18 protein-coding genes are annotated in these 21402 nt (G+C 74.7%); 12 read left to right on the top strand and 6 right to left on the bottom strand.

The genetic code is table 11. The annotated features are described in order from the left end of the window. Position 1: 1 nt before the first annotated feature. On the bottom strand, positions 2 to 1942 hold the full coding sequence (locus tag JOD57_RS05030; protein ID WP_307824472.1) for a bifunctional sugar phosphate isomerase/epimerase/4-hydroxyphenylpyruvate dioxygenase family protein: 1941 nt from the start codon (positions 1940 to 1942) through the stop codon (positions 2 to 4). Then, positions 1932 to 2807, bottom strand: coding sequence for a shikimate dehydrogenase (locus JOD57_RS05025; RefSeq protein WP_204690887.1), 876 nt, complete (start codon positions 2805 to 2807; stop codon positions 1932 to 1934). Before JOD57_RS05025 ends, JOD57_RS05030 begins: the two co-directional genes overlap by 11 nt. Before the next feature lie 235 nt (positions 2808 to 3042). Between JOD57_RS05025 and JOD57_RS05020 the strand changes: the two genes are divergently transcribed. The 4 genes from JOD57_RS05020 to JOD57_RS05005 all read left to right on the top strand — a co-directional run bounded on the left by JOD57_RS05020 (position 3043) and on the right by JOD57_RS05005 (position 6808). Continuing rightward, positions 3043 to 4431: an MFS transporter gene (locus JOD57_RS05020; RefSeq protein WP_204690886.1), complete on the top strand. Its 1389-nt coding sequence runs from the start codon at positions 3043 to 3045 to the stop codon at positions 4429 to 4431. 123 nt (positions 4432 to 4554) lie between these two features. Further along, positions 4555 to 5652, top strand: coding sequence for a Gfo/Idh/MocA family protein (locus tag JOD57_RS26700; protein ID WP_204690885.1), 1098 nt, complete (start codon positions 4555 to 4557; stop codon positions 5650 to 5652). A 76-nt stretch (positions 5653 to 5728) separates the two neighbouring features. Next, positions 5729 to 6370 carry a TetR/AcrR family transcriptional regulator gene (locus JOD57_RS05010; RefSeq protein ID WP_307824470.1) on the top strand — a complete coding sequence of 214 codons (642 nt, stop codon included), beginning with the start codon at positions 5729 to 5731 and terminating at the stop codon, positions 6368 to 6370. A gap of 72 nt (positions 6371 to 6442) precedes the next feature. Then, on the top strand, positions 6443 to 6808 hold the full coding sequence (locus JOD57_RS05005; protein WP_204690883.1) for a thioredoxin family protein: 366 nt from the start codon (positions 6443 to 6445) through the stop codon (positions 6806 to 6808). Positions 6809 to 6913: 105 nt separating this feature from the next. Here JOD57_RS05005 and JOD57_RS26695 read toward each other — a convergent pair whose 3' ends face one another. From JOD57_RS26695 to JOD57_RS04985, 4 genes are all read right to left on the bottom strand, one after another. Continuing rightward, a complete protein-coding gene (locus JOD57_RS26695; protein ID WP_204690882.1) occupies positions 6914 to 7540 on the bottom strand; it encodes a LutC/YkgG family protein in 627 nt (208 codons plus the stop codon). After that, positions 7537 to 9081, bottom strand: coding sequence for a LutB/LldF family L-lactate oxidation iron-sulfur protein (locus tag JOD57_RS04995; RefSeq protein WP_204690881.1), 1545 nt, complete (start codon positions 9079 to 9081; stop codon positions 7537 to 7539). Before JOD57_RS04995 ends, JOD57_RS26695 begins: the two co-directional genes overlap by 4 nt. A 73-nt stretch (positions 9082 to 9154) precedes the next feature. Beyond that, on the bottom strand, positions 9155 to 9928 hold the full coding sequence (locus JOD57_RS04990; protein ID WP_204690880.1) for a (Fe-S)-binding protein: 774 nt from the start codon (positions 9926 to 9928) through the stop codon (positions 9155 to 9157). 10 nt (positions 9929 to 9938) lie between these two features. Beyond that, positions 9939 to 10964 (bottom strand): LacI family DNA-binding transcriptional regulator, encoded by a 1026-nt coding sequence (locus tag JOD57_RS04985; protein WP_204690879.1) that lies wholly within the window; start codon positions 10962 to 10964, stop codon positions 9939 to 9941. Positions 10965 to 11171: 207 nt separating this feature from the next. On the opposite strand from JOD57_RS04985, the gene JOD57_RS04980 reads away from it, so the two are divergent. The 8 genes from JOD57_RS04980 to JOD57_RS04945 all read left to right on the top strand — a co-directional run bounded on the left by JOD57_RS04980 (position 11172) and on the right by JOD57_RS04945 (position 21161). Next, positions 11172 to 12737: a sugar ABC transporter ATP-binding protein gene (locus tag JOD57_RS04980; protein ID WP_204690878.1), complete on the top strand. Its 1566-nt coding sequence runs from the start codon at positions 11172 to 11174 to the stop codon at positions 12735 to 12737. Next, a complete protein-coding gene (locus JOD57_RS04975; RefSeq protein WP_204690877.1) occupies positions 12734 to 13810 on the top strand; it encodes an ABC transporter permease in 1077 nt (358 codons plus the stop codon). Before JOD57_RS04980 ends, JOD57_RS04975 begins: the two co-directional genes overlap by 4 nt. After that, positions 13800 to 14834 carry an ABC transporter permease gene (locus tag JOD57_RS04970; protein ID WP_204690876.1) on the top strand — a complete coding sequence of 345 codons (1035 nt, stop codon included), beginning with the start codon at positions 13800 to 13802 and terminating at the stop codon, positions 14832 to 14834. Before JOD57_RS04975 ends, JOD57_RS04970 begins: the two co-directional genes overlap by 11 nt. A gap of 74 nt (positions 14835 to 14908) precedes the next feature. After that, a complete protein-coding gene (rhaS, locus tag JOD57_RS04965; RefSeq protein ID WP_204690875.1) occupies positions 14909 to 15994 on the top strand; it encodes a rhamnose ABC transporter substrate-binding protein in 1086 nt (361 codons plus the stop codon). Between the two features lie 63 nt (positions 15995 to 16057). Continuing rightward, positions 16058 to 16423 (top strand): L-rhamnose mutarotase, encoded by a 366-nt coding sequence (locus JOD57_RS04960; RefSeq protein WP_204690874.1) that lies wholly within the window; start codon positions 16058 to 16060, stop codon positions 16421 to 16423. Beyond that, on the top strand, positions 16420 to 17586 hold the full coding sequence (rhaI, locus tag JOD57_RS04955; protein ID WP_204690873.1) for an L-rhamnose isomerase: 1167 nt from the start codon (positions 16420 to 16422) through the stop codon (positions 17584 to 17586). Before JOD57_RS04960 ends, rhaI begins: the two co-directional genes overlap by 4 nt. A 66-nt stretch (positions 17587 to 17652) precedes the next feature. Next, positions 17653 to 19689 carry a bifunctional aldolase/short-chain dehydrogenase gene (locus JOD57_RS04950; protein ID WP_307824469.1) on the top strand — a complete coding sequence of 679 codons (2037 nt, stop codon included), beginning with the start codon at positions 17653 to 17655 and terminating at the stop codon, positions 19687 to 19689. Then, positions 19686 to 21161 carry a rhamnulokinase gene (locus JOD57_RS04945; protein WP_204690871.1) on the top strand — a complete coding sequence of 492 codons (1476 nt, stop codon included), beginning with the start codon at positions 19686 to 19688 and terminating at the stop codon, positions 21159 to 21161. The genes JOD57_RS04950 and JOD57_RS04945 overlap by 4 nt, the downstream gene beginning before the upstream one ends. Positions 21162 to 21402: the final 241 nt, after the last annotated feature.

The following is a 21402-nucleotide window of genomic DNA, read 5'->3' as shown; positions in this document are numbered from 1 at the left end:
CTCACCGCCTCCCGGACGTCGTGGCCTGCCGGCGGCGCCGGTGGGCGGCCATCCGGACCGGCGCGTCGGTCGTGCCGTAGCCGTCGTACCCGCCGAGGCGCTGGACCACCTCGAAGAACACCCGGTCGCCGAGGACGTCGGTGGCCAGGTGCAGGTAGCCGCCGTGCGCGTCCTGCTCGTACATCAGCCCGTGCTCGCGGACCGCGGCCAGCAGCTCCTCCGGCAGGTCGACGCGCGCCTCGAGGTCGTCGGCGTAGTTCGCCGGCACGGGGAGCAGCGGCGCGCCGGCCGCCCGGAGCGCGCGGGCGGTGGCGACGACGTCGTCGGTGGCCAGCGCGATCGACTGCGGCTCGGGGACGCCGGGCGCCCACCCGCCGCGGCGCAGCGCCGACACCGACAGGGCCAGCCGCACCGCGCGGTCCGGCCCGGTCACCGCCCGGGTGCGCACCAGGCCGAAGGGGGCGGCCAGCTCGGTGACCTCCTGCGGCTCCAGCCCCAGCACCGCGCGGTAGAACAGCCCGGCCTCGTCGAAGGCGTCGAAGGGCTGGGCGAGCGAGACGTGGTCCACGCCGGTGATCCCGGCGCCCGGCCCGGGCCGCTCCCCGGTGGGCAGGAAGTCGGCCGGCCAGCCGTCGGGCCCGGTGCGGGTGAAGAAGACCTGCGTGCCGTCGGGCGCGGCGACGGCGGACAGCTCGGCCTCCGCGGCGCCGCGCGTGCGGGGGAGCACCGGTGCGCACATCGCCTCGGCGCGGACGGCCGAGCGGGGCGGGTCGGCGCTCTCCAGGCCGAGGGCGACCACCGAGGCCACGCCCGCGGCCGCCGGCTGCGCCGCGTCGGCTCGCGTGTCGAAGGCGTTGAGCAGCACCCGCGCCGTCCCCTGCTCCCACAGCTGCACCGGCTTGGAGCGGTGCTGCCCGGTGTGCGTGAACCCCAGCGCACCCAGGACGCCGGCCAGCTGCGGCCCGGAGAAGCCGTCGACGGCCAGCTCGGTGAACGACCACCCCGACAGGGCCGGCGCGGCCGGGGGCAGCGGCAGCCCGGCGTCCGGGGAGCGCAGCGCCAGCGCCTCCTCCAGCCACCGCAGCGAGCGCATGGCGTCGACCGCCGTCCGGGCCGGGTCGGCCTGCCGGTAGACGTCGTTGAACACCTCCAGCGACAGCGGTCCGGCGTAGCCGGCGGCCAGCACGGCGGCGAGGAAGCCGGGCAGGTCGAAGGCGCCCTGGCCCGGGAACAGCCGGTGGTGGCGGCTCCACTGGAGCACGTCCATGTCCAGCCGGGGCGCGTCGGCCAGCTGAAGGAAGAACAGCTTCTCGCCGGGGACGGCGGCGAAGCCGGCCGGGTCCCCGCCGCGGGAGAGCACGTGGAAGCTGTCCAGGCACAGCCCGAGCGCTGGGGAGTCGGCCCGGCGGACGGCGTCCCAGGACCGCTCCCAGGTGGAGACGTGCCGGCCCCAGGCCAGCGCCTCGTAGGCGATCCGCAGACCGCGCTCGTGCGCGCGGCCGGCCGCGGTGGCCAGCTGCTCGGCGAGCCGGTCGGCGTCGTCGACGGCGTCGGGGGCGACCGACGAGCAGACCAGCAGCGTGTCGACGCCGAGCGCGGCCATGACGTCGAACTTGGCCTCGGCGCGGCGCAGGTTGCGGGCGAAGCGGTCCGGGTCGGTGGAGTCGAGGTCGCGGAAGGGCTGGTAGAGGTCGATCGACAGGCCCAGGTCGGCGCAGCGGGCGGCCAGCTCGCCCGGTGACCACGGCGAGGCCACCAGGTCGGGCTCGAAGACCTCGATCCCGCCGAAGCCGGCGGCCGACGCCGCGTCCAGCTTGTCCTCGAGCGTCCCGGACAGGCAGACGGTGGCGACCGCCCGGCGCCCCCGTCCCGCGGCCCCCTGCAGGGGCCCGCCGCGAGCCTGCGAGGGGCGGGGGGCAGGGGGTCCTTCCTCAGCGGACACGGACGTCGGAGACCAGCGTGGTGAAGTGGGCCAGCATCCGGTCGGGGTCGGGCTCGACGCCGGTGAACAGCCGGAAGGAGTCGACGGCCTGGAACACCGCCATGCGGCCGCCGTCGAGCACCCGGCAGCCCAGGTCGCGGGCGGTGCGCACGAGCGCGGTCTCCAGCGGCCGGTAGACGATGTCGGCCACCCACAGCTGCGGGCGCAGCAGGCCCGCGTCCAGCGGCAGCCCGGGGTGGGCGGCCATGCCGGTGGGGGTGGCGTGCACCAGCCCGTCGGCGTCCGCCAGCACCGCGGGCAGCCTGCCGAGGTCCCCGCCCTCGGCGCGGTCGGCCCCGAAGCGCTCGCCCAGAGCGCGGGCCAGCTCCCCGGCCCGGGCGCCGTCGAGGTCGAGGACGGTCAGCCGCCCGGCACCGAGGGTGAGCAGCGCGTGCCCGACCGCGGCGCCGGCGCCTCCGGCCCCCAGCAGCACCACCTGCCCGAGGACGGCCTCGGGCAGGCCGCGGTCGAAGGCCCGGGCGAAGCCCGACCAGTCGGTGTTGTGCCCGACCGCCCGCCCGTCGCGGAGGACGACGGTGTTCACCGCGCCGAGCGCGGCGGCGTCGGGGGAGAGCTCGTCGAGGTGCGGGATCACCAGCTGCTTGCAGGGGTGGGTGACGTTGAGCCCGTCGTAGCCCGCCAGCCGGGCGGCGGCGAGGATCTCGCCGATGGCCGACGCCGGCCTCTCCAGCCGGTCGAGGTCCAGGCGGCGGTACAGGTAGCGCAGGCCCAGCTCGTCGGCCTCGCGCTCGTGCAGCGGTGGGGTCAGCGAGGGGCCGATGCCGCTGCCGACCAGACCGACCAGGAAACCCTGCGCGTCCGTCACGGGACCGCCCCTCTATGTACCAAGTGGTGAGTTGTGGTTCAGCACACCACGTCCGGCCGCTGGGCGCCAGCCTCCGCGAGCCGTCCGCGCCCGCTGAGGAGCGGGGCTTGTGCTCTGCGCCACGCTAATGTACCAAGTAGTTCATTGCAGTCGTGGTGCCGGTCACCACGGTCGCTCCGCACCGAGCACCGCCGTCCCCGCGCCCACCGGCGCACCCCCCGTCCCAGGAGGACCGATGCGCGACGCAGTGGCCGAGCCGGGCTCGCACGAGCCCCAGGAGTTCAAGAAGACGCCCAGGAAGGCCGCGGCCAGCGGCTGGATGGGCAGCGCGCTGGAGTACTACGACTTCTTCATCTACGCCCAGGCCGCCGCCCTGGTGTTCCCGACGATCTTCTTCCCGGAGTCCGACCCGCAGATCGGGATCATCGTCTCGCTGGCCACCTTCGGGGTGGGCTACGTCGCCCGGCCGATCGGGGCGTTCGTCCTCGGCCACTGGGGTGACACCCGCGGCCGCAAGAACGTGCTGGTGCTCTGCATGCTGCTGATGGGCGTGTCCACGTTCCTCGTCGCGCTGCTGCCCACCTACCAGCAGGTCGGCCTGCTGGCCCCGGCACTGTTGGTGGCGCTGCGACTGGTGCAGGGCTTCGCGGTGGGTGGGGAGATCTCCGGCGCCAGCGCGATGATCGTCGAGCACGCCCCCTTCGGCCGGCGCGGCTACTACGCCAGCTACACCCTGCAGGGTGTGCAGGCCGGGCAGATCCTCGCCGCTGCGGTGTTCCTGCCGCTGGCGGCGATCCTGCCCGAGGACGCGTTCGAGTCCTGGGGCTGGCGGATCCCGTTCCTGCTGTCCGCCCTCGTGGTGGTCGCCGGCGTCATCATCCGACGCCGGGTCGACGAGACGCCGGCCTTCCAGGAGGAGGCCGTGCACGGCACGGTGCCCAAGGCGCCGATCGTCCAGGCGGTGCGGGAGAGCGGCCCGGACATGCTCCGGGTGATCTGCATGGCGCTGATGAACGCCGTCCCGGTGGCGACCACCGTGTTCGGCGCCACCTACGCCACGCAGGAGGCATACGGCATCGAGTTCAGCCCCGCCACCTACCTGTGGATCTCCGTGGTGGGCAACGCGGTCGCCGTGCTGCTGATCCCCTTCGTCGGCAACCTGTCCGACCGCATCGGCCGACGGCCCTGCATCATCGTCGGCGCCCTGGGCTCGACGGCGCTGTCCTTCGCCTACCTCTACGCGATCAGCCAGGGGTCGGTGGCGTGGGCCTTCGTGTTCGCCATCCTGATGTGGGGCATCGTCTACCAGGGCTACAACGCGGTCTTCCCGGCCTTCTACCAGGAGCTCTTCCCCACCCGGACCCGCGTCACCGCCTTCGCGGTCTCGCAGAACCTGGGCACGCTGATCACCGCGTTCCTGCCCACCCTGTACGCGGTCATCGCCCCTGGTGACGCCAACGTGCCGTTGATCGTCGGCAGCATCACCCTCGGCATCGGGATCATCGCGGCGACGGCCGCCTGGTCGGCCCGGGAGACCCACCGGGTGCACATGGACGACCTGGGCCGCGACGACGCCCCGGTGGTGCCGCGCGAGGAGTACGAGCGCATCCGCGCCTCGCTCTGAGAAGGGGCCCCCTTCAGCTCCCGCCACTCAGAGGCTCGCGGCGGGAACTGGAGGGGGCCACCCCGGTGGCCGGGCCGACCTGACGTCGGCCCGGCCACCGGCCTCGTCCGCCAGGGAGGCAACGTGACCCGACGACCTGCCGTACGGATCGCCGTGGTCGGCCCCGGCACCATCGGGCGGCGGCACGCCGAGGAGATCGCCGCCAGCCCCGTCGCCCGGCTCGCCGCGGTCGCCGGCCCCGCCCCGCTCGCCGACGCGCTGGCCGACGAGCACGGTGCCGCGCGGTACCGGTCGCTGGCCGAGCTCCTCGAGCGGGACCGGCCCGACGGCGTCGTGCTGGCCACGCCGAACCGGCTGCACGTCGAGGGCGGCCTGGCGTGCGTCGCGGCCGGCGTGCCGGTGCTGGTGGAGAAGCCCCTCGCCGACACGGTCGAGGCCGCCACCCGGCTGGTCGAGGCGGCCGAGGCGGTCGGCGTCCCGCTGCTCGTGGGGCACCACCGCCGGCACAGCCCGGTCATGGCCCGCGCCCGGGAGGTCGTGCGCGGCGGTGCGCTCGGCCGGGTCGTCGCCGTCGTCGGGACGGCGCTGTTCGCCAAGCCCGACGGCTACTTCGAGGTCGGCGGGGGCTGGCGCCGGCAGGCCGGCGGCGGGCCGGTGCTGCTCAACCTGGCGCACGAGGTCGACGGCCTGCGGTGGCTGGTCGGCGACGTCGTCCGGGTGCAGGCCACGACGTCGCACGCCGTCCGCGGCTTCCCGGTGGAGGACACCGCCGCCGTGGTCCTCACCTTCGCCGACGGGGCGCTGGGCACCGTCCTGCTCTCCGACGCGGCCGCCTCCCCCCGCTCCTGGGAGCAGACCTCGGGGGAGGACGCGGCCTACCCGTCCCACCCGGACGAGGACTGCTACCACCTCGCCGGCACGGCCGGGTCGCTGTCGATCCCCACCATGCGGCTGCGGACCCAGGCCGGCCCTCCCTCGTGGTGGGAGCCGTTCGAGACCGCCACCGTCGCGGTCGGGCGCCGCGACCCGCTGGCGGCCCAGGTCGAGCACTTCGCCGCCGTCGTCCGCGGCGAGGCCGAGCCGGTCTGCGGCGGCCGGGACGGGCTGGCCACCCTGCGGGTGCTCGAGGCCGTCGTCGAGTCGGCCCGCACGGGCCGGCCGGTGGACGTGCCGGGGGACGGCCGCGCCCGTCCTAGGCTCGGGGTCAGTCCGCCGACGTGAAGGGGTCCGCACCGTGTCGACCGCCGCCCAGCCGCTGCCCGACGAGCCCGTCGGCCCGGTCGGGTCCACTCCCTCCGTGCAGTCCGTCCCCGGGCCGCCGAGGCAGCGGGACGCCGAGCGGACCCGCGCCGAGATCCTCGACGTGGCCACCAAGGAGTTCGCCGACCGGGGGTACGCCGGGGCGCGGGTCAACGAGATCGCCGCGAAGACGAGCACGACCAAGCGGATGATCTACTACTACTTCGGCGGCAAGGAGCAGCTCTACGTCGCCGTCCTCGAGCGGTCCTACGGCCGGATCCGCGGCCTCGAGCAGCGGCTCGACGTCGAGCACCTGGACCCGGTCGACGCCATCCGCGCGCTGGCCGGGCTGACCTTCGACCACCACGAGGCCCACCCGGACTTCATCCGGCTGGTCAGCATCGAGAACATCCACCGCGCCGAGCACATCGCCCGCTCCGAGCGGCTGTCCAACCTCAACACCCGCGCCCTGGACGTCCTCGGCCGCATCCTCGCCCGCGGGCGGGAGGCAGGCGTCTTCCGGGACGACGTCGAGGCGCTGGACGTGCACCAGGTGATCAGCGGCTTCTGCATCTACCGGACGGCGAACCGGTACACGTGGCGCGCCCTCTTCGGCCGGGACATGCTCGACCCGGAGCGTCGCGACCAGCAGCGCCGGATGCTCGGCGACCTCGTCGTCGCCTACCTCACCGCGCGCTGACCCGGCGGGGCGGCTGTGACCCGGGGACCCGGTCGGCTGCCCCCGGGCCGGAGGGGGAGCACACTCGGCGGGGTGACCGTGTCGCTGGGCGCCGCCGACTTCGCGGCCACGGTGCACGTGCCGGGCATCGTGCTGGTCGACTTCCGCTCGTCCCGGTCGGGGTCCAGCCGGGCGTTCGCCGCGGTGTTCGAGGCCGCGTCGGTGCGGCACCCCGACCTCGTCTTCGCCACCGTCGACACCGAGGCCGAGACCGGGCTGACCGCCGAGGTGGGCGTGCGCTCGGCGCCCACCCTCATGGTCTTCCGCGACGGCGTGCTGGTGTTCGCCGAGCCCGGCTGGCTGCCCGGCGACTCGCTCGACCTGCTGGTCGCCACGGTCCGCGAGCTGGACATGCCCGCGGTGCGCGCGGTGTTCCCCGAGCCGATCGACCGGCGCTGAGCCCGCGGCACCGCGCTCGTCCTCCCGCACCGCAGCGCGTCCTCCCCGATCGTGCACCGCCGGGGAGGACGCGCGACGATCAGGTCACCTGATCGTCGCGGCGCCTCAGCCGACGAGGACGACGACCAGCGTGCGCGGGCCGTGCACGCCCTCGACCCGCTCCAGCTCGATGTCGCTGGTGGCCGACGGCCCGCTGATCATCGTCAGCGGGCGCAGCGGGTCCAGCCGGGCCAGGCCCTCGGGCACCCCGCCGACCACCTGGTCGGCGGTCACCACGCACACCAGGCAGTCGGGCAGCAGCGACAGCGCCCGGCGTCCGCAGGCCGGCGTCCCGTCGAGGACCAGCGTGCCCGTCTCGGCGATCGCCACGGCGACGGCGGTGAGCGCGGCGGCGCGGTCGGCCAGCCGCACCGGCGGCCGGTCGTCGTCGGTGTCGAGGCCGCCGGGCCGCCACGCGTCGGGCAGCCCCGGCGCGGCCACGACCGACCCCGGCGCCCACCCGGCACCGAGGCCGGCGTCCAGCGCCGCGGACACGCTGGCGGCGACGTCGTCCGGACCGCAGCGCAGCACCGAGGCCTTGTAGTCCTCGAGCCGGTCGACGAGGACGTCGAGCAGGACGTCGGCCGGGCGGTCGTCGGTGGCGCGGTAGTCGCGCAGCACCTCCGGCACCGGCGCGCGGGTCTCCCCGAGCGCGGTGCGGATCCGGCCGAGCACCTCCTCGCGGGCGCTCACTTGCGGCCCCCGTGCTCGCGCGCCCACTGCGACGTGAAGGTCTCCGCCGGCGGGGTCGGCAGGTCGCGGCTGCGGGTCCACGCCGAGGCGGGGAACGGCAGCGCGTTCGGCATCGTCGGCTTCCCGCGGGACAGCAGCCGGCCCAGCGACGCCGCGCGCTGCGCCAGCCGCCACAGCCGCGGGTGCGACATCGCGGTGGCCAGCGCCCGGAAGGCCACCGACTCCGCCGTCGGCTTCTCCTGCGCCTCGACGTGCTCGGCGCGCAGGTGCACCAGGACCGAGGGGATGTCGATGGCCACCGGGCAGACGTCGTAGCAGGCGCCGCACAGGCTCGACGCGTACGGCAGCGACGCGTTGTCCTCGACGCCGGTCAGCTGCGGGGACAGGATCGCCCCGATCGGGCCGGGGTACACCGAGCCGTAGGAGTGCCCGCCGGTGCGCTCGTACACCGGGCAGACGTTGAGGCAGGCCGAGCAGCGGATGCAGTGCAGCGCCTGGCGGCCCACCTCGTCGGCGAGCACCGCCGTCCGGCCGTTGTCCAGCAGCACCAGGTGGAAGTCCTGGGGCCCGTCGCCGGGGGTCACGCCGGCCCACGTCGAGGTGTAGGGGTTCATCCGCTCGCCGGTGGAGGAGCGGGGCAGCAGCTGGAGGAACACCTCGAGGTCGCGCCAGGTGGGCACCAGCTTCTCGATGCCCATGACGGTGATCAGCGTCTCGGGCAGGGTCAGGCACATCCGGCCGTTGCCCTCGCTCTCGACGACGGCGAGGGTGCCGGTCTCGGCGACGGCGAAGTTGGCGCCGCTGATCGCCACCCGGGCGCGCAGGAACCGCTCGCGCAGGTGCGCGCGTGCGGCCATCGCCAGCCGGCGCGGCTCGTCGGGGAGGTCGCGGTCGGCGCCCTCGCCCTGGAACTGCGGCATGGTCCGCAGGAAGATCTCGCGGATCTCGGCGCGGTTCTTGTGGATCGCCGGCACCAGGATGTGCGACGGCTTGTCGTCGCCGAGCTGCACGATCAGCTCGGCGAGGTCGGTCTCGTGCGCGGTGATGCCCGCGGCCTCGAGCGCCTCGTTGAGGCCGATCTCCTGGGTGGCCATCGACTTGACCTTGACCACCTCGTCGCTGCCGGTGGCCTGCACCAGCTCGGTGACGATGCGGTTGGCCTCGGCGGCGTCGCGGGCCCAGTGCACGGTGCCGCCGCGGGCGGTCACCTGCCGCTCGAGCTCCTCGAGGTGCTCGTCGAGGCGGGCCATGGTGGCGGTCTTCAGCGCGCTGCCGGCGGCGCGCAGCTGCGCCCAGTCGGGCAGCTCGGCGACGACCCGGGCACGCTTGCCGCGGATCGTCGTCGTCGCGTGGCCGAGGTTGGCCCGCAGCTGCCCGTCGCGCAGCGCGTCGCGGGCGGCGTCGGGGAAGGAGCGGTCGCCGCGCAGGTGGCCGACGCCGCGGGGCGCCGTCGGCAGGCCGAGGAACGTCGTCCCCGACCGGGGCGCTCCCGGTGCCAGCGGCGTCTGGTCGGTGCGCAGGTCCTCCGGGGTCGTGGTCACGAGTCCTCCTCGCCGGCGCTCGTCGGGCTCGCGCCCAGTGGTGCCGTGCACGTGCGTGACCTCGCGAGCTCGGTCACGCGGTCACCGCCGGGCGGGTGGTCTGGTGCGGGGTCACGGCGTCCTCCGTCGAGGCGAGGATCTCGGCCAGGTGCACCGTCCGCGTGCCCGAGCGCAGCCGGGACAACCCGCCGCCGATGTGCATCAGGCAGGAGGCGTCGCCGGCGGTGCAGACCTCGGCGTGCGTGGACAGCACGTTGGCCATCTTGTCGGTGAGCATCGCGGTCGAGGTGTCGGCGTTCTTGACCGAGAAGGTGCCGCCGAAGCCGCAGCAGGACTCCGCGCCCGGCAGCTCCACCAGCTCCAGCCCGCGCACGGCACGCAGCAGCTGCAGCGGCCGGTCACCGACCTTGAGCAGCCGCAGCGAGTGGCAGGTCGGGTGGTAGGTCACCCGGTGCGGGTAGTAGGCGCCGACGTCGGTGACGCCCAGGACGTCGACCAGGAACTGCGACAGCTCGTAGGTGCGCGCGGCCAGCGCCTCGGCCTCGTCGGCCAGGGCGTGCTCGCCGGCCCGGCGCAGCACCATCGCCTGCTGGTGGTGGATCGAGGCGACGCAGGACCCGGACGGCGACACGATCGCCTCCGCGCCGGCGAAGGCGCGCAGGTGGTTGGCCACGATGGGCACCGCCTCGCGCCGGTAGCCGGTGTTGACGTGCATCTGACCGCAGCAGGCCTGCCCGGACGGCACGACCACCTCGTGGCCGAGCCGTTCCAGCAGCGCCGCCGTCGCCCGGGCGACCTGCGGCACCACCGTGTCCACCAGGCAGGTGGCGAAGAGCGCGACCCTCATGGAACTCCCTTCAGCGTCCGCCGCTGCGGCGGACCCGGCTGGACTCGCGGACGACGAGCGTCGGCTCGAAGACCTGCTGGACGTGCTCGTGCCCCTCGCCGCGGGCCTCGTCGAGCAGCAGCTGCGCCGCCCGCGACCCGAGCTCCTGGCGCGGCTTGCGCACCGAGGTGAGCGGGACGGCGGCGGCCGCGGCGAAGTCGATGTCGTCGTAGCCGACGATGGCGAACTCGTCGGGCACCCGCACACCCTGGCGCACCATCTCCTGCAGCACCCCGAGGGCCATGAGGTCGTTGGCGCAGACGGCGGCGGTCGGCCGGCGGGACGCGGGCATGCCGACGATGCGGGCGGCGGCCTCCCGGCCGGCCTCGACGGTGAGCGCCTCGGGGGAGAGGACCAGCAGCGCGTCGTCGCCCCCGGTGGCCTCCCGCACCGCGGCCTCGACGCCGGCGTGCCGCTCCTGCACCTGCGGCAGCCCCGACGCGCCGCCGATGAAGGCGATCCGCCGGTGCCCGCGCTCGAGCAGGTGCTCGGCCGCCAGTCGCCCACCGAGGACGTCGTCGACGGCGACGGAGCACTGGTCGCGCCCGGGCGCGCGCCGGTCGACCAGCACCACCGGGACGCCGCGGCGGCGCAGCGTCTGCAGGTGCGGGGTGAGCTCCGCGGTGGGGGTGATGAGGACGCCCTGCACCCGCTGCTCGGCGAGCACGTCGAGGTGGGCGGACTCCTTCTCCGGGCGGTCGTCGGAGTTGCAGAGGATCAGCGCCAGGCCAGCGCCGTTGACGACGTCCTCGACCCCGCGGGCGACGTCGGTGAAGAACGGGTTGGCGATGTCGAGCACGACCAGGCCGACGGTGCGGCTGTGCCCGGCGCGCAGGTGGCGGGCGGACTCGTTGCGGACGAACCCGAGCGCGGCGATGGCGCCGAGGACCCGGGCCCGGGTCGGCGCGCTGACCACGTCGGGCCGGTTGAGGACGTTGCTGACCGTGCCCACCGAGACGCCGGCGTGCTCGGCGACGTCGCGGATGCTCGCGGTCACGGCGCCTCCTCGCGCTGGCCGGGGGAGGCGCCCGGAGGGGCGCCGTGCGGCGATGGTCACCCTACGGCCTGAAACGTGTCAACCGCCGCGCCGCGGTCCCGGACACGGCCTGCGTGCAGGGACATCGGGGCGTTGACAGGCTCCGGCCGCGCCCCTATGGTCTGCGCCACACGTTGTCTGAATCGTTTCACAAGGAAGGGGGTCGGCGTGGACCACGCGTCACAGCCACCGGCGCCCGGCCGGCCCGGCGGTGCTGGGGACGGCGCCGTCGTCCTCGCCCTGGAGGACGTCGGCAAGAGCTTCGGCGCGGTCGCCGCCCTGCGCGGCGCGCGGCTCGAGCTGCGCGCGGGGGAGGCCCACGCGCTCGTCGGCGAGAACGGCGCGGGCAAGTCGACGCTGGTCAAGATCCTGGCCGGCGTGCACGGGCCGGACACCGGCCGCGTGCTCCTGGACGGGCAGCCGGTGACCCTGGCCGACCCCGCCGCCGCGCGGGCCGCCGGCATCGCGGTCATCTACCAGGAGCCGACGCTGTTCCCCGACCTGTCGGTCGCCGAGAACATCTTCATGGGCCGCCAGCCCCTCCTCGCCGGCCGCCGCATCGACCGCCGCGCGCTGGCCGCCCGCTGCCGCGAGCTGTTCGACCGGCTCGGCGTGGCACTGGACCCCGACCGCCCGGCGCGCGGGCTGTCGATCGCCGACCAGCAGATGGTCGAGATCGCCAAGGCGCTGTCCTTCGACGCCCGCGTGCTGGTGATGGACGAGCCGACGGCGGCGCTGTCCGGCGTCGAGGTGGAGCGGCTGTTCGCCGTCGCCCGGTCGCTGCGCGACGCCGGGGCCGCGGTGCTGTTCATCTCCCACCGCTTCGACGAGGTGTTCGACCTCTGCGACCGGATCACCGTCATGCGCGACGGGCAGTGGGTCTCCACCGACCGCGCCGCCGACCTCACCGTCGACCAGGTCGTGCGGCGGATGGTCGGCCGCGAGGTCGCCTCGCTGTTCCCGAAGATCGACGTCGAGCCCGGCGAGGTCGTGCTCGAGGTCCGCGGCCTGACCAGTCGGGGCGTGTTCTCCGACGTGTCCTTCGACGTGCGGGCCGGGGAGATCGTCGCGCTCGCCGGCCTGGTCGGGGCCGGCCGCAGCGAGATCGTCCGCGCCGTCTTCGGGGTCGACCGCTACGACGCCGGCACGGTGCGGGTGGCCGGGCAGGAGCTCAGGGGCGGCAGCCCGGCCGCGGCGATGGCCGCCGGCCTGGCGCTGGTCCCCGAGGACCGCCGCCAGCAGGGGCTGGTCATGGGGCTCTCCGTCGAGCGCAACGCCACGCTGACCCGGCGGTGGAAGCTGGCGCGGGGCGGGCTGCTCTCCTCCCGCGCCGAGCGCGCCTCGGCCGCCGAGTGGTCGAGGAAGATGCAGGTCAAGGCCGCCCGGCTCAGCGACCCCGTCGCCACCCTCTCGGGCGGCAACCAGCAGAAGGTCGTCCTGGCCAAGTGGCTGGCGACCGACCCGAAGGTGCTCGTCGTCGACGAGCCCACCCGCGGCATCGACGTCGGCACCAAGTCCGAGGTGCACCGGCTGCTGTCCCAGCTCGCCGCCGAGGGGATGGCCGTCGTCATGGTGTCCAGCGAGCTGCCGGAGGTGCTCGGCATGGCCGACCGCGTCCTCGTCGTCCACGAGGGCCGCCTCGTCGACGACATCCCCCGCGCCCGCGCCGACGAGGACAGCGTGATGCTGGCCGCGACCGGCCAGGTCGCCCGCGGCGCCGGGGTGGCCCCGTGAGCGCGCCGGTGACCCGGCCGGCCCCGCTGCCCGAGGAGCTGGCCGCCCCGGAGCGGACCGGCCGCCGTGGCGCGGCGCTGGTGCAGCGCCTCGTGGTGGTGCGCGAGCTCGGCATCCTCGCCGCGCTGGTGCTGCTCGTCGTCGTCACGGTCGTGGCCAACCCGCGCTTCCTGTCCGGGCAGAACGTGCGCGACCTGCTGCTGTCGGCGGCCATCCTCACCGTCCTGGCCGCGGGGCAGACGATGGTGATCGTCACCCGCAACGTGGACCTGTCGGTCGGCTCGGTGCTCGGCCTGTCGGCCTACGCCACCGGGACGCTGCTCGTCGTCGCGCCGGGGACGCCGGTGGTCCTGGCCGTGCTGGCCGGCATGGCGGTCGGCGCGGTGTGCGGCCTGCTCAACGGGCTGATCGTGGCCGCCGCCGGGGTGCCCTCCCTGGTGGTCACCCTCGGCACGCTCTACGCCTTCCGCGGGCTGGACTCGCTGTGGGCCTCCAGCGCCGACCGGCTGCAGATCAACGCCGCCGACCTGCCCGGCGGGTTCAAGTCCCTGGGCACCGCCCGGCTGCTCGGCGTGCCGGTGCTGTTCCTCGTCGCGGTCGTGGTCGTGCTGCTGGTCGGCTACTACCTGCGCACCTTCCGCAGCGGCCGCGAGCTCTACGGCATCGGCTCGGCGCCCGAGGCGGCGCGGCTCTCGGGCATCCCGGTCGGCCGGCGGGTGCTCACCGCCTTCGTCGTCAACGGCGCCCTCGCGGGGCTGGCCGGCGTCCTCTACGCCGCCCGCTTCCAGACCCTCGACACCACCGCCGGCACCGGGCAGGAGCTGTTCGTCGTGGCCGCCGCGGTGGTCGGCGGGGTGGCCATCTTCGGCGGCAGCGGCTCGGTCTACGGCGCCGCGCTCGGCGCGCTGCTGCTCACCACGATCGGCACCGCGCTGCCGCAGCTGGGGCTCGACCCGTTCTGGCGCGACGCCGCCGTCGGCGCGCTCATCCTCGCCGCGATCGCCCTCGACCGGGCGCTCACGCTGCGCCTGGCCGCCCGCCTCCGAGGGAGGAACGCCCGCCGTGACCGTTGAGACCGCGCCCGCCCCGGCCCCGTCCGGCGGCTCTGCCGCCGCCGGCGGGGCGCCCGCCCGCCGCGGGCGGACCCTGCCCTCGGGCAGCGTCATCACCACGTTCCTCGTGCTGTTCCTGGTCATCGCCGCGGTGTCGGTCGAGGGCTTCGCCAGCACCCGCAACGCCGGCTTCCTCCTGCTCGACGTCGTGGTCATCGCGCTCATCGCGTTGCCGCTGACGCTCGTGGTGGTCACCGGCGAGATCGACCTGTCGGTGGCCAGCACCGTCGGCCTGTCCAGCGCGGTGATGGGCAAGCTGTGGTTCGCCGGGCTGCCGCTCGAGGCGATCATCCCGCTGGTGTTGCTGCTCGGCGCCGCCCTCGGGGCAGTCAACGGCCTGCTGGTCACCCGGCTGGGGCTGCCGTCGCTGGCGGTCACCATCGGCACGCTGGCGCTCTACCGCGGGCTGGCCTTCGTCGTCCTGGGCGACCAGGCGGTGGCCGACTTCCCGCGGGCGTGGACGACCTGGGCGATCAGCTCGATCGGCTCCACCGGCATCCCGGTGGTCGTCGTCCCGCTGGTGGTGCTGGTCCTGGTCACCGGCGTCGTCCTGCACGCCACCCCGGTGGGCCGCTCGCTCTACGCGATGGGCAACAGCGAGGACGCCGCCCGCTTCAGCGGCATCGACGTCGGCCGCACCAAGCTGTGGCTGTTCGTCGTGACCGGCGTCGTCAGCGCGCTGGGCGGCGTCTACTGGACGCTCCGCTACGGCAGCGCCCGCGCCGACAACGCCACCGGCCTGGAGCTGCAGGTCATCGCGGCCATCCTGCTCGGTGGGGTGTCGATCTTCGGCGGCAGCGGCGGCCTGCTCGGTGTCGTCGCCGGCGCGCTGCTGCTGGGCTCGGTGCGCAACGCGCTGCAGCTGGTCAACGTCCCCTCCGACGTCCTCAACATCGTCACCGGCGTCCTGCTGATCACCGCCGTCGTCGCCCCGCAGGTCGCCGCCCGCGTCAAGGGCCGCCGGCGACGCCGGCCGGCGTCCTGACCGGCACCCCCCGCACTTCCCCGCACCGCCTCCCCGTGCCCAACCCCGGCACACCCCCTCAGAGAGGAACCCCGATGTCGCGATCCCTCCTCGGCCGTCACCTGCGCGGCGGCCTGACCGGCGTGGCGGTGGCCGCCCTGGTGCTCACCACCGCCGCCTGCGGCGGCACCACCCGCGGCGAGGACGAGGGCAGCAGCTCCGGCGGCTCGGCCGGTGCCTCGGCCGATCCGGACGCCGAGATCCCCGCCGACCTGGCGGTCGCCTTCCTGCCCAAGGCGCTCAACAACCCCTACTTCGACGTCGCCGCCACCGGCTCGGAGCGGGCCGTCGGCGAGATCGACGGCGAGTTCAGCCAAGTCGGGCCGACGGAGGCCAGCGCCTCCTCGCAGGTCAGCTACATCAACACGCTGACCCAGCAGGGCGCCGACGTCATCCTCACCTCGGCCAACGACCCCAACGCCATCTGCAGCGCGCTCGACCAGGCCCGCAGCGGCGGCGCCAGCGTGGTCACCTTCGACTCCGACACCGCGCCCGAGTGCCGCGACGTCTTCATCAACCAGGCCACTGCCGACGGCATCGCGCAGACCCAGGTCGACCTCATGGCCGAGCAGATCGGCGGCGCCGGTCAGGTCGCGATCCTCTCGGCGACGGCGAACGCCACGAACCAGAACGCCTGGATCGAGCTCATGCAGGAGTACGCCGCCTCGGAGCACCCCGACATGGAGATCGTGACGACGGTCTACGGCGACGACGAGGACGAGAAGTCCTTCCAGGAGACCCAGGGCCTGCTGCAGACCTACCCCGACCTCAAGGGCATCATCTCGCCGACCACCGTGGGCATCTCCGCCGCGGCGCGCTACCTGTCGGGCTCGGAGTACAAGGGCCGGGTCGCGCTCACCGGCCTGGGCACGCCCAACCAGATGCGCGAGTTCGTCCAGGACGGCACCGTCACCGCCTTCGCGCTGTGGAACCCCGAGGACCTCGGCTACCTCGCCGCCTACACCGGCGCCGCCCTGGCCGCCGGCCAGATCACCGGCGCCGAGGGCGAGACCTTCGAGGCCGGCGACCTCGGCGAGTACGAGATCGGCGCCGACGGCGTCGTCGTCCTCGGCGAGCCGACCGTGTTCAACGCCGAGAACATCGACGACTTCGACTTCTGAGTCGTCCCCGGTCCCGCCGCCGGCCGGCGGCGGGACCGGGACCCCCGAGAGGAACCGATCCCCGTGCCCCGCGCCTGCTTCACCCTCCAGGTCCGCCCCGACCGCCTGGCCGAGTACCGCGAGCGGCACGCCGCCGTCTGGCCGGAGATGCTGCGCGCCCTGCGCGACGCCGGCTGGCGCGACTACCAGCTCTTCCTGCGCGACGACGGCCTGCTGGTCGGCATCGTGGAGACCGACGACGGTGTCGGCGGCCTGGCCGCCGCGCAGGCCGCCGTGGACGCCACCGAGGTGAGCGCCCGGTGGGAGGAGTACATGGCCCCCTTCTTCGAGACCGGCGACGGCCGCGGCAAGGCCTCGCTCGACCTCGTCTTCGACCTCGACGCCCAGCTGGCACAGACCGCCACCGCACCCTCGGGAGACCCCTCGTGACCGACCTCCGCGCCCGTGCCCTCGCCGCGCTGGCCGACCAGACCATCGAGCTGCCCTCCTGGGCGTTCGGCAACTCCGGCACCCGCTTCAAGGTCTTCGGCCAGCCGGGTGTGGCCCGCGACCCGTTCGAGAAGATCGAGGACGCCGCGCAGGTGCACCGGTTCACCGGCGCCGCGCCGCGGGTGTCGCTGCACGTCCCGTGGGACCTCGTCGACGACTTCGGCAAGCTCGCCGCGCACGCCGCCGACCTCGGCGTCTCGATCGGCGCGATCAACTCCAACCTGTTCCAGGACGACGAGTACCGGCTCGGCTCGCTGACCCACCCCGACAAGGCGGTGCGGGACCGGGCGATCGCCCACCACGCGCAGTGCGTCGACGTCATGCGCGCCACCGGCTCGACCGACCTGAAGCTGTGGCTGCCCGACGGCACCAACTACGCCGGCCAGGACGACCTGCGCGCCCGCCAGGACCGCCTCGCCGACTCCCTGCAGCAGGTCTACGCGATGCTCGACCCGGGCATGCGGCTGCTGCTCGAGTACAAGTTCTACGAGCCCTACTTCTACGCGATGGACATCCCCGACTGGGGCACCTCGCTGCTGCACTGCCTGGCCCTCGGCGAGCAGGCGACCGTCGTCCTCGACACCGGCCACCACGCCCCCGGCACCAACATCGAGTTCATCGTCATGCAGCTGCTGCGGGTGGGCCGCCTCGGCGCGTTCGACTTCAACTCCCGCTACTACGGCGACGACGACCTGATCGTGGGCTCGGCCGACCCGTTCCAGCTGTTCCGGATCATGAACGAGATCGTCGCGGCCGACGCGCTCCTGGGCGCCGGCGTCAACTTCATGCTCGACCAGTGCCACAACATCGAGCCGAAGATCCCCGGCCAGATCCGCTCGGTCATGAACGTGCAGGAGGCCACGGCCAAGGCGCTGCTGGTCGACCGCGAGGCGCTGGCCGCGGCGCAGCGGTCCGGCGACGTGCTCGCCGCGCACGGCGCGCTGACCGACGCGTTCAGCACCGACGTCCGCCCGCTGCTGGCCGAGCTGCGCGAGTCCACGGGCCTCGACGCCGACCCCTACGCCGCCTACGCCCGCTCCGGTCACTCCGAGCGCATCGCTCGCGAGCGCGTCGGCGGTACCCAGGCCGGCTGGGGCGCCTGACGAAGGACCCCGTCCTCCCCGTGCACGTCCGCGGAAGTGCACCCCCTCCCCGGAAGGAACACGATCGTGACCAACCCCGTCGTCCGTGCGCTGCTCGAGCGCAGCAACCGGCTGGGCGCCGACCCGCGCAACACCAACTACGCCGGCGGCAACACCTCGGCCAAGGGCACCGGGACCGACCCGGTCACCGGCTCGCCGGTCGAGCTGCTGTGGGTCAAGGGCTCCGGCGGTGACCTCGGCACGCTGCAGGAGGCCGGCCTGGCCGTGCTGCGGCTGGACCGGCTGCGCTCGCTGGTCGACGTCTACCCGGGCGTCGAGCGCGAGGACGAGATGGTCGCCGCGTTCGACTTCTGCCTGCACGGCCGGGGTGGCGCGGCGCCCTCCATCGACACCGCCATGCACGGACTGGTCGAGGCGGCGCACGTCGACCACCTGCACCCCGACTCCGGCATCGCCCTGGCGACGGCGGCCGACGGCGAGGCGCTGACCCGCGAGTGCTTCGGCGACCGCGTCGTCTGGGTGCCGTGGCGGCGTCCGGGCTTTCAGCTGGGCCTCGACATCGCCGCGATCAAGGACAAGAACCCCCAGGCGATCGGCTGCATCCTCGGCGGCCACGGCGTCACGGCGTGGGGCGCGACCAGCGAGGAGTGCGAGGCCAACAGCCTCGACGTCATCCGCACCGCCGAGCGCTTCCTCGCCGAGCGCGGGGAGGCCGAGCCGTTCGGTGCCGTCGTGCCGGGCTTCGAGGCGCTGCCGCCGGCCGAGCGCCGGCACCGGGCCGCCGAGCTGGCGCCGGTGATCCGCGGGCTCGCCTCGACGGACCGGCCGCAGGTCGGCCACTTCACCGACAGCGACGTCGTCCTGGAGTTCCTCTCGCGGGAGAAGCTGGCGTCCCTCGCCGCGCTGGGCACGAGCTGCCCCGACCACTTCCTGCGCACCAAGGTCCGCCCGCTGGTCGTCGACCTGCCGGCCTCGGCGCCCACCGACGAGGTGGTGCAGCGGCTCAGGGAGCTGCACGAGGAGTACCGCGCCGAGTACGCGGCCTACTACGCCCGCCACGCCACCCCGGACAGCCCCGCGATGCGCGGTGCCGACCCGGCGATCGTGCTGGTGCCCGGCGTCGGCATGTTCAGCTTCGGCGCCAACAAGCAGACCGCCCGCGTGGCCGGCGAGTTCTACGTCAACGCCATCAACGTCATGCGCGGCGCCGAGTCGGTGTCCACCTACGCGCCGATCGACGAGAGCGAGAAGTTCCGCATCGAGTACTGGTCGCTCGAGGAGGCCAAGCTCCAGCGGATGCCGAAGCCCAAGCCGCTGGCCAGCCGGGTCGCGCTGGTGACCGGCGCGGCGAGCGGCATCGGCAAGGCCATCGCCGAGCGGCTGGCCCGCGAGGGCGCCTGCGTCGTCGTCGCCGACCTGGACCTGGCCAGGGCGCAGGACGCCGCGGCGGGGATCGGCACCAGCGACGTCGCGATCGGCGTGGCCGCCGACGTCAGCGACGCCGAGGCCGTGGCCGCCGCCTTCCGCGAGGCCGTGCTCGCCTTCGGCGGGGTCGACCTCGTGGTGAACAACGCCGGCCTGTCGATCTCCAAGCCGCTGCTGGAGACCACCGAGCAGGACTGGGACCTGCAGCACGACGTCATGGCCAAGGGCAGCTTCCTCGTCTCCCGCGAGGCCGCCCGGATCATGATCGCGCAGGGCATGGGCGGCGACGTCGTCTACATCTCCTCCAAGAACGCGGTCTTCGCCGGCCCGAGCAACATCGCCTACTCCTCGACCAAGGCCGACCAGGCGCACCAGGTGCGGCTGCTGGCCGCCGAGCTCGGAGAGCACCAGATCCGGGTCAACGGCATCAACCCCGACGGCGTCGTCCGCGGGTCGGGCATCTTCGCCGGCGGCTGGGGCGCCAAGCGCGCCGCGGTCTACGGGGTGCCGGAGGAGGAGCTGGGGCAGTTCTACGCCCAGCGCACCCTGCTCAAGCGCGAGGTGCTGCCCGACCACGTCGCCGACGCCGTCTTCGCGCTGACCGGCGGGGACCTCACCCGGACGACGGGGCTGCACGTGCCGGTGGACTCCGGCGTCGCGGCGGCGTTCCTGCGATGACCGAGCTGACCCTCGCCGCCGTCGACCTGGGGGCCTCCAGCGGCCGGGTGATGGCCGCGCGGGTCGGCCCCGGGCGGCTGGACCTCACCGAGGTGCACCGCTTCCCCAACCGGCCGGTGCGCACGGCGGGGACGCTGCACTGGGACGTCCTCGGCCTCCACGCCGGGATCCTCGACGGCCTGCGCGCCGCGGGCCGGGAGGCCGGGCGGGTGGACGGCGTCGGCATCGACAGCTGGGCCGTGGACGTCGGTCTGCTCGACGCCGACGGCGAGCTGCTGGGCAACCCGGTGCACTACCGCGACGCCCGGCACGCCACCGCGGTGCCGGCGGTGCACGCCGCCGTCCCGCCGGAGGAGCTCTACGCCGTCAGCGGCCTGCAGCACCTGCCGTTCAACACGGTGTTCCAGCTGGCCGCGGCGCGGGGGAGCGCGCGGTTCGCCGCTGCCCGCCGGGCGCTGCTGGTGCCGGACCTGCTGGCGTACTGGCTGACCGGTGCGGTGGGCGCGGAGGTCACCAACGCCTCCACCACCGGGCTGCTCGACGCGACGAGCCGGCAGTGGGCCGAGGACCTGATCGCCCGGCTCGGGCTGGACCGGGGGCTGTTCCCGCCGCTGCGCCAGCCCGGCGACCGGCTCGGCGAGCTCACCGCGGAGGTGCTGGAGGAGACCGGGCTGGCCGGGCCGGTGCCGGTGGTCGCGGTCGGCTCGCACGACACGGCGTCCGCCGTCGTCGGTGTCCCGGCGGCCACCGACCGGTTCGCCTACGTCTCCTGCGGCACCTGGTCGCTGTCCGGCGTGGAGCTGGACAAGCCGGTGCTCACCGAGGCCAGCCGCGCCGCCGGGTTCACCAACGAGCTCGGCGTCGACGGCACCGTGCGCTACCTGCGCAACGTCATGGGGCTGTGGCTGCTGCAGGAGTCCCAGCGGACGTGGGCCGCGCACGGGCTGCCGGCCGAGCTGCCCGACCTGCTCGCCGCCGCCGCGCAGGTGCCCGCGTTCACCGCCGTCATCGACCCCGACGACGCCCGCTTCCTGCCGCCCGGCGACGTGCCGGCGCGGATCGCCGCGTACTGCGCCGAGCGCGGGCAGACGCCGCCGCAGAGCCAGGCCGAGACGGTGCGCTGCATCCTCGACAGCCTGGCGCTGGCCTACCGGCGCACCGTCCGCGCGGCCGTGGAGCTGTCGGGCCGCGACGTCGAGATCGTGCACCTGGTCGGTGGGGGAGCACGCAACACGCTGCTGTGCCAGCTCACCGCCGACGCCTGCGGCCTGCCGGTGCTCGCCGGCCCGGTGGAGGCGGCCGCGCTGGGCAACGTGCTCGTGCAGGCCCGCGGGCTCGGCGTCCTGTCCGGAGGGCTGCCGGAGCTGCGCGCCCTGCTCACCCGCACCCAGGACGCCCAGCTGTACCTGCCGCGGGCGGGCACGGAGGCCGCCTGGGACGCCGCCGGGGCGCGGGTCGGGATCGCCGGCTGAGCCGGCACGGTCCTCCACCGTGGTGGAGGGCCGAGCGGCCGCCACGAGGGAGGCCGCGGCCAACCGTGCGCGGACGGTGACGCCCTGGTGATGCCCGTGGTGGTCGACTGCACCGGCGCGGTGCGCCGCCGCCGGGGCTGCGTCGTGTGCGTCCGGAAGGCGGCCGTCGCATGAGTGCCTCACCGGATCACGAGCAGCGCGCAGGCGCCGGCGGCGAGCGGTCGGCGTCGGCAGGCGCCGT

Origin of the sequence: Geodermatophilus bullaregiensis (assembly GCF_016907675.1) — a bacterium.
GTDB lineage: Bacteria > Actinomycetota > Actinomycetes > Mycobacteriales > Geodermatophilaceae > Geodermatophilus > Geodermatophilus bullaregiensis.
Note: the sequence above shows the minus strand (reverse complement) of the source record. Positions and strands in the feature narration are given on the sequence as shown.

Coding starts and splice junctions, on each gene's coding strand:
- JOD57_RS04945 (WP_204690871.1), top strand. CDS start 19,686: ATGACCGAGCTGACCCTCGCCGCCGTCGACCTGGGGGCCTCCAGCGGC.
- JOD57_RS05020 (WP_204690886.1), top strand. CDS start 3,043: ATGCGCGACGCAGTGGCCGAGCCGGGCTCGCACGAGCCCCAGGAGTTC.
- JOD57_RS04990 (WP_204690880.1), bottom strand. CDS start 9,928: ATGAGGGTCGCGCTCTTCGCCACCTGCCTGGTGGACACGGTGGTGCCG.
- rhaS (WP_204690875.1), top strand. CDS start 14,909: ATGTCGCGATCCCTCCTCGGCCGTCACCTGCGCGGCGGCCTGACCGGC.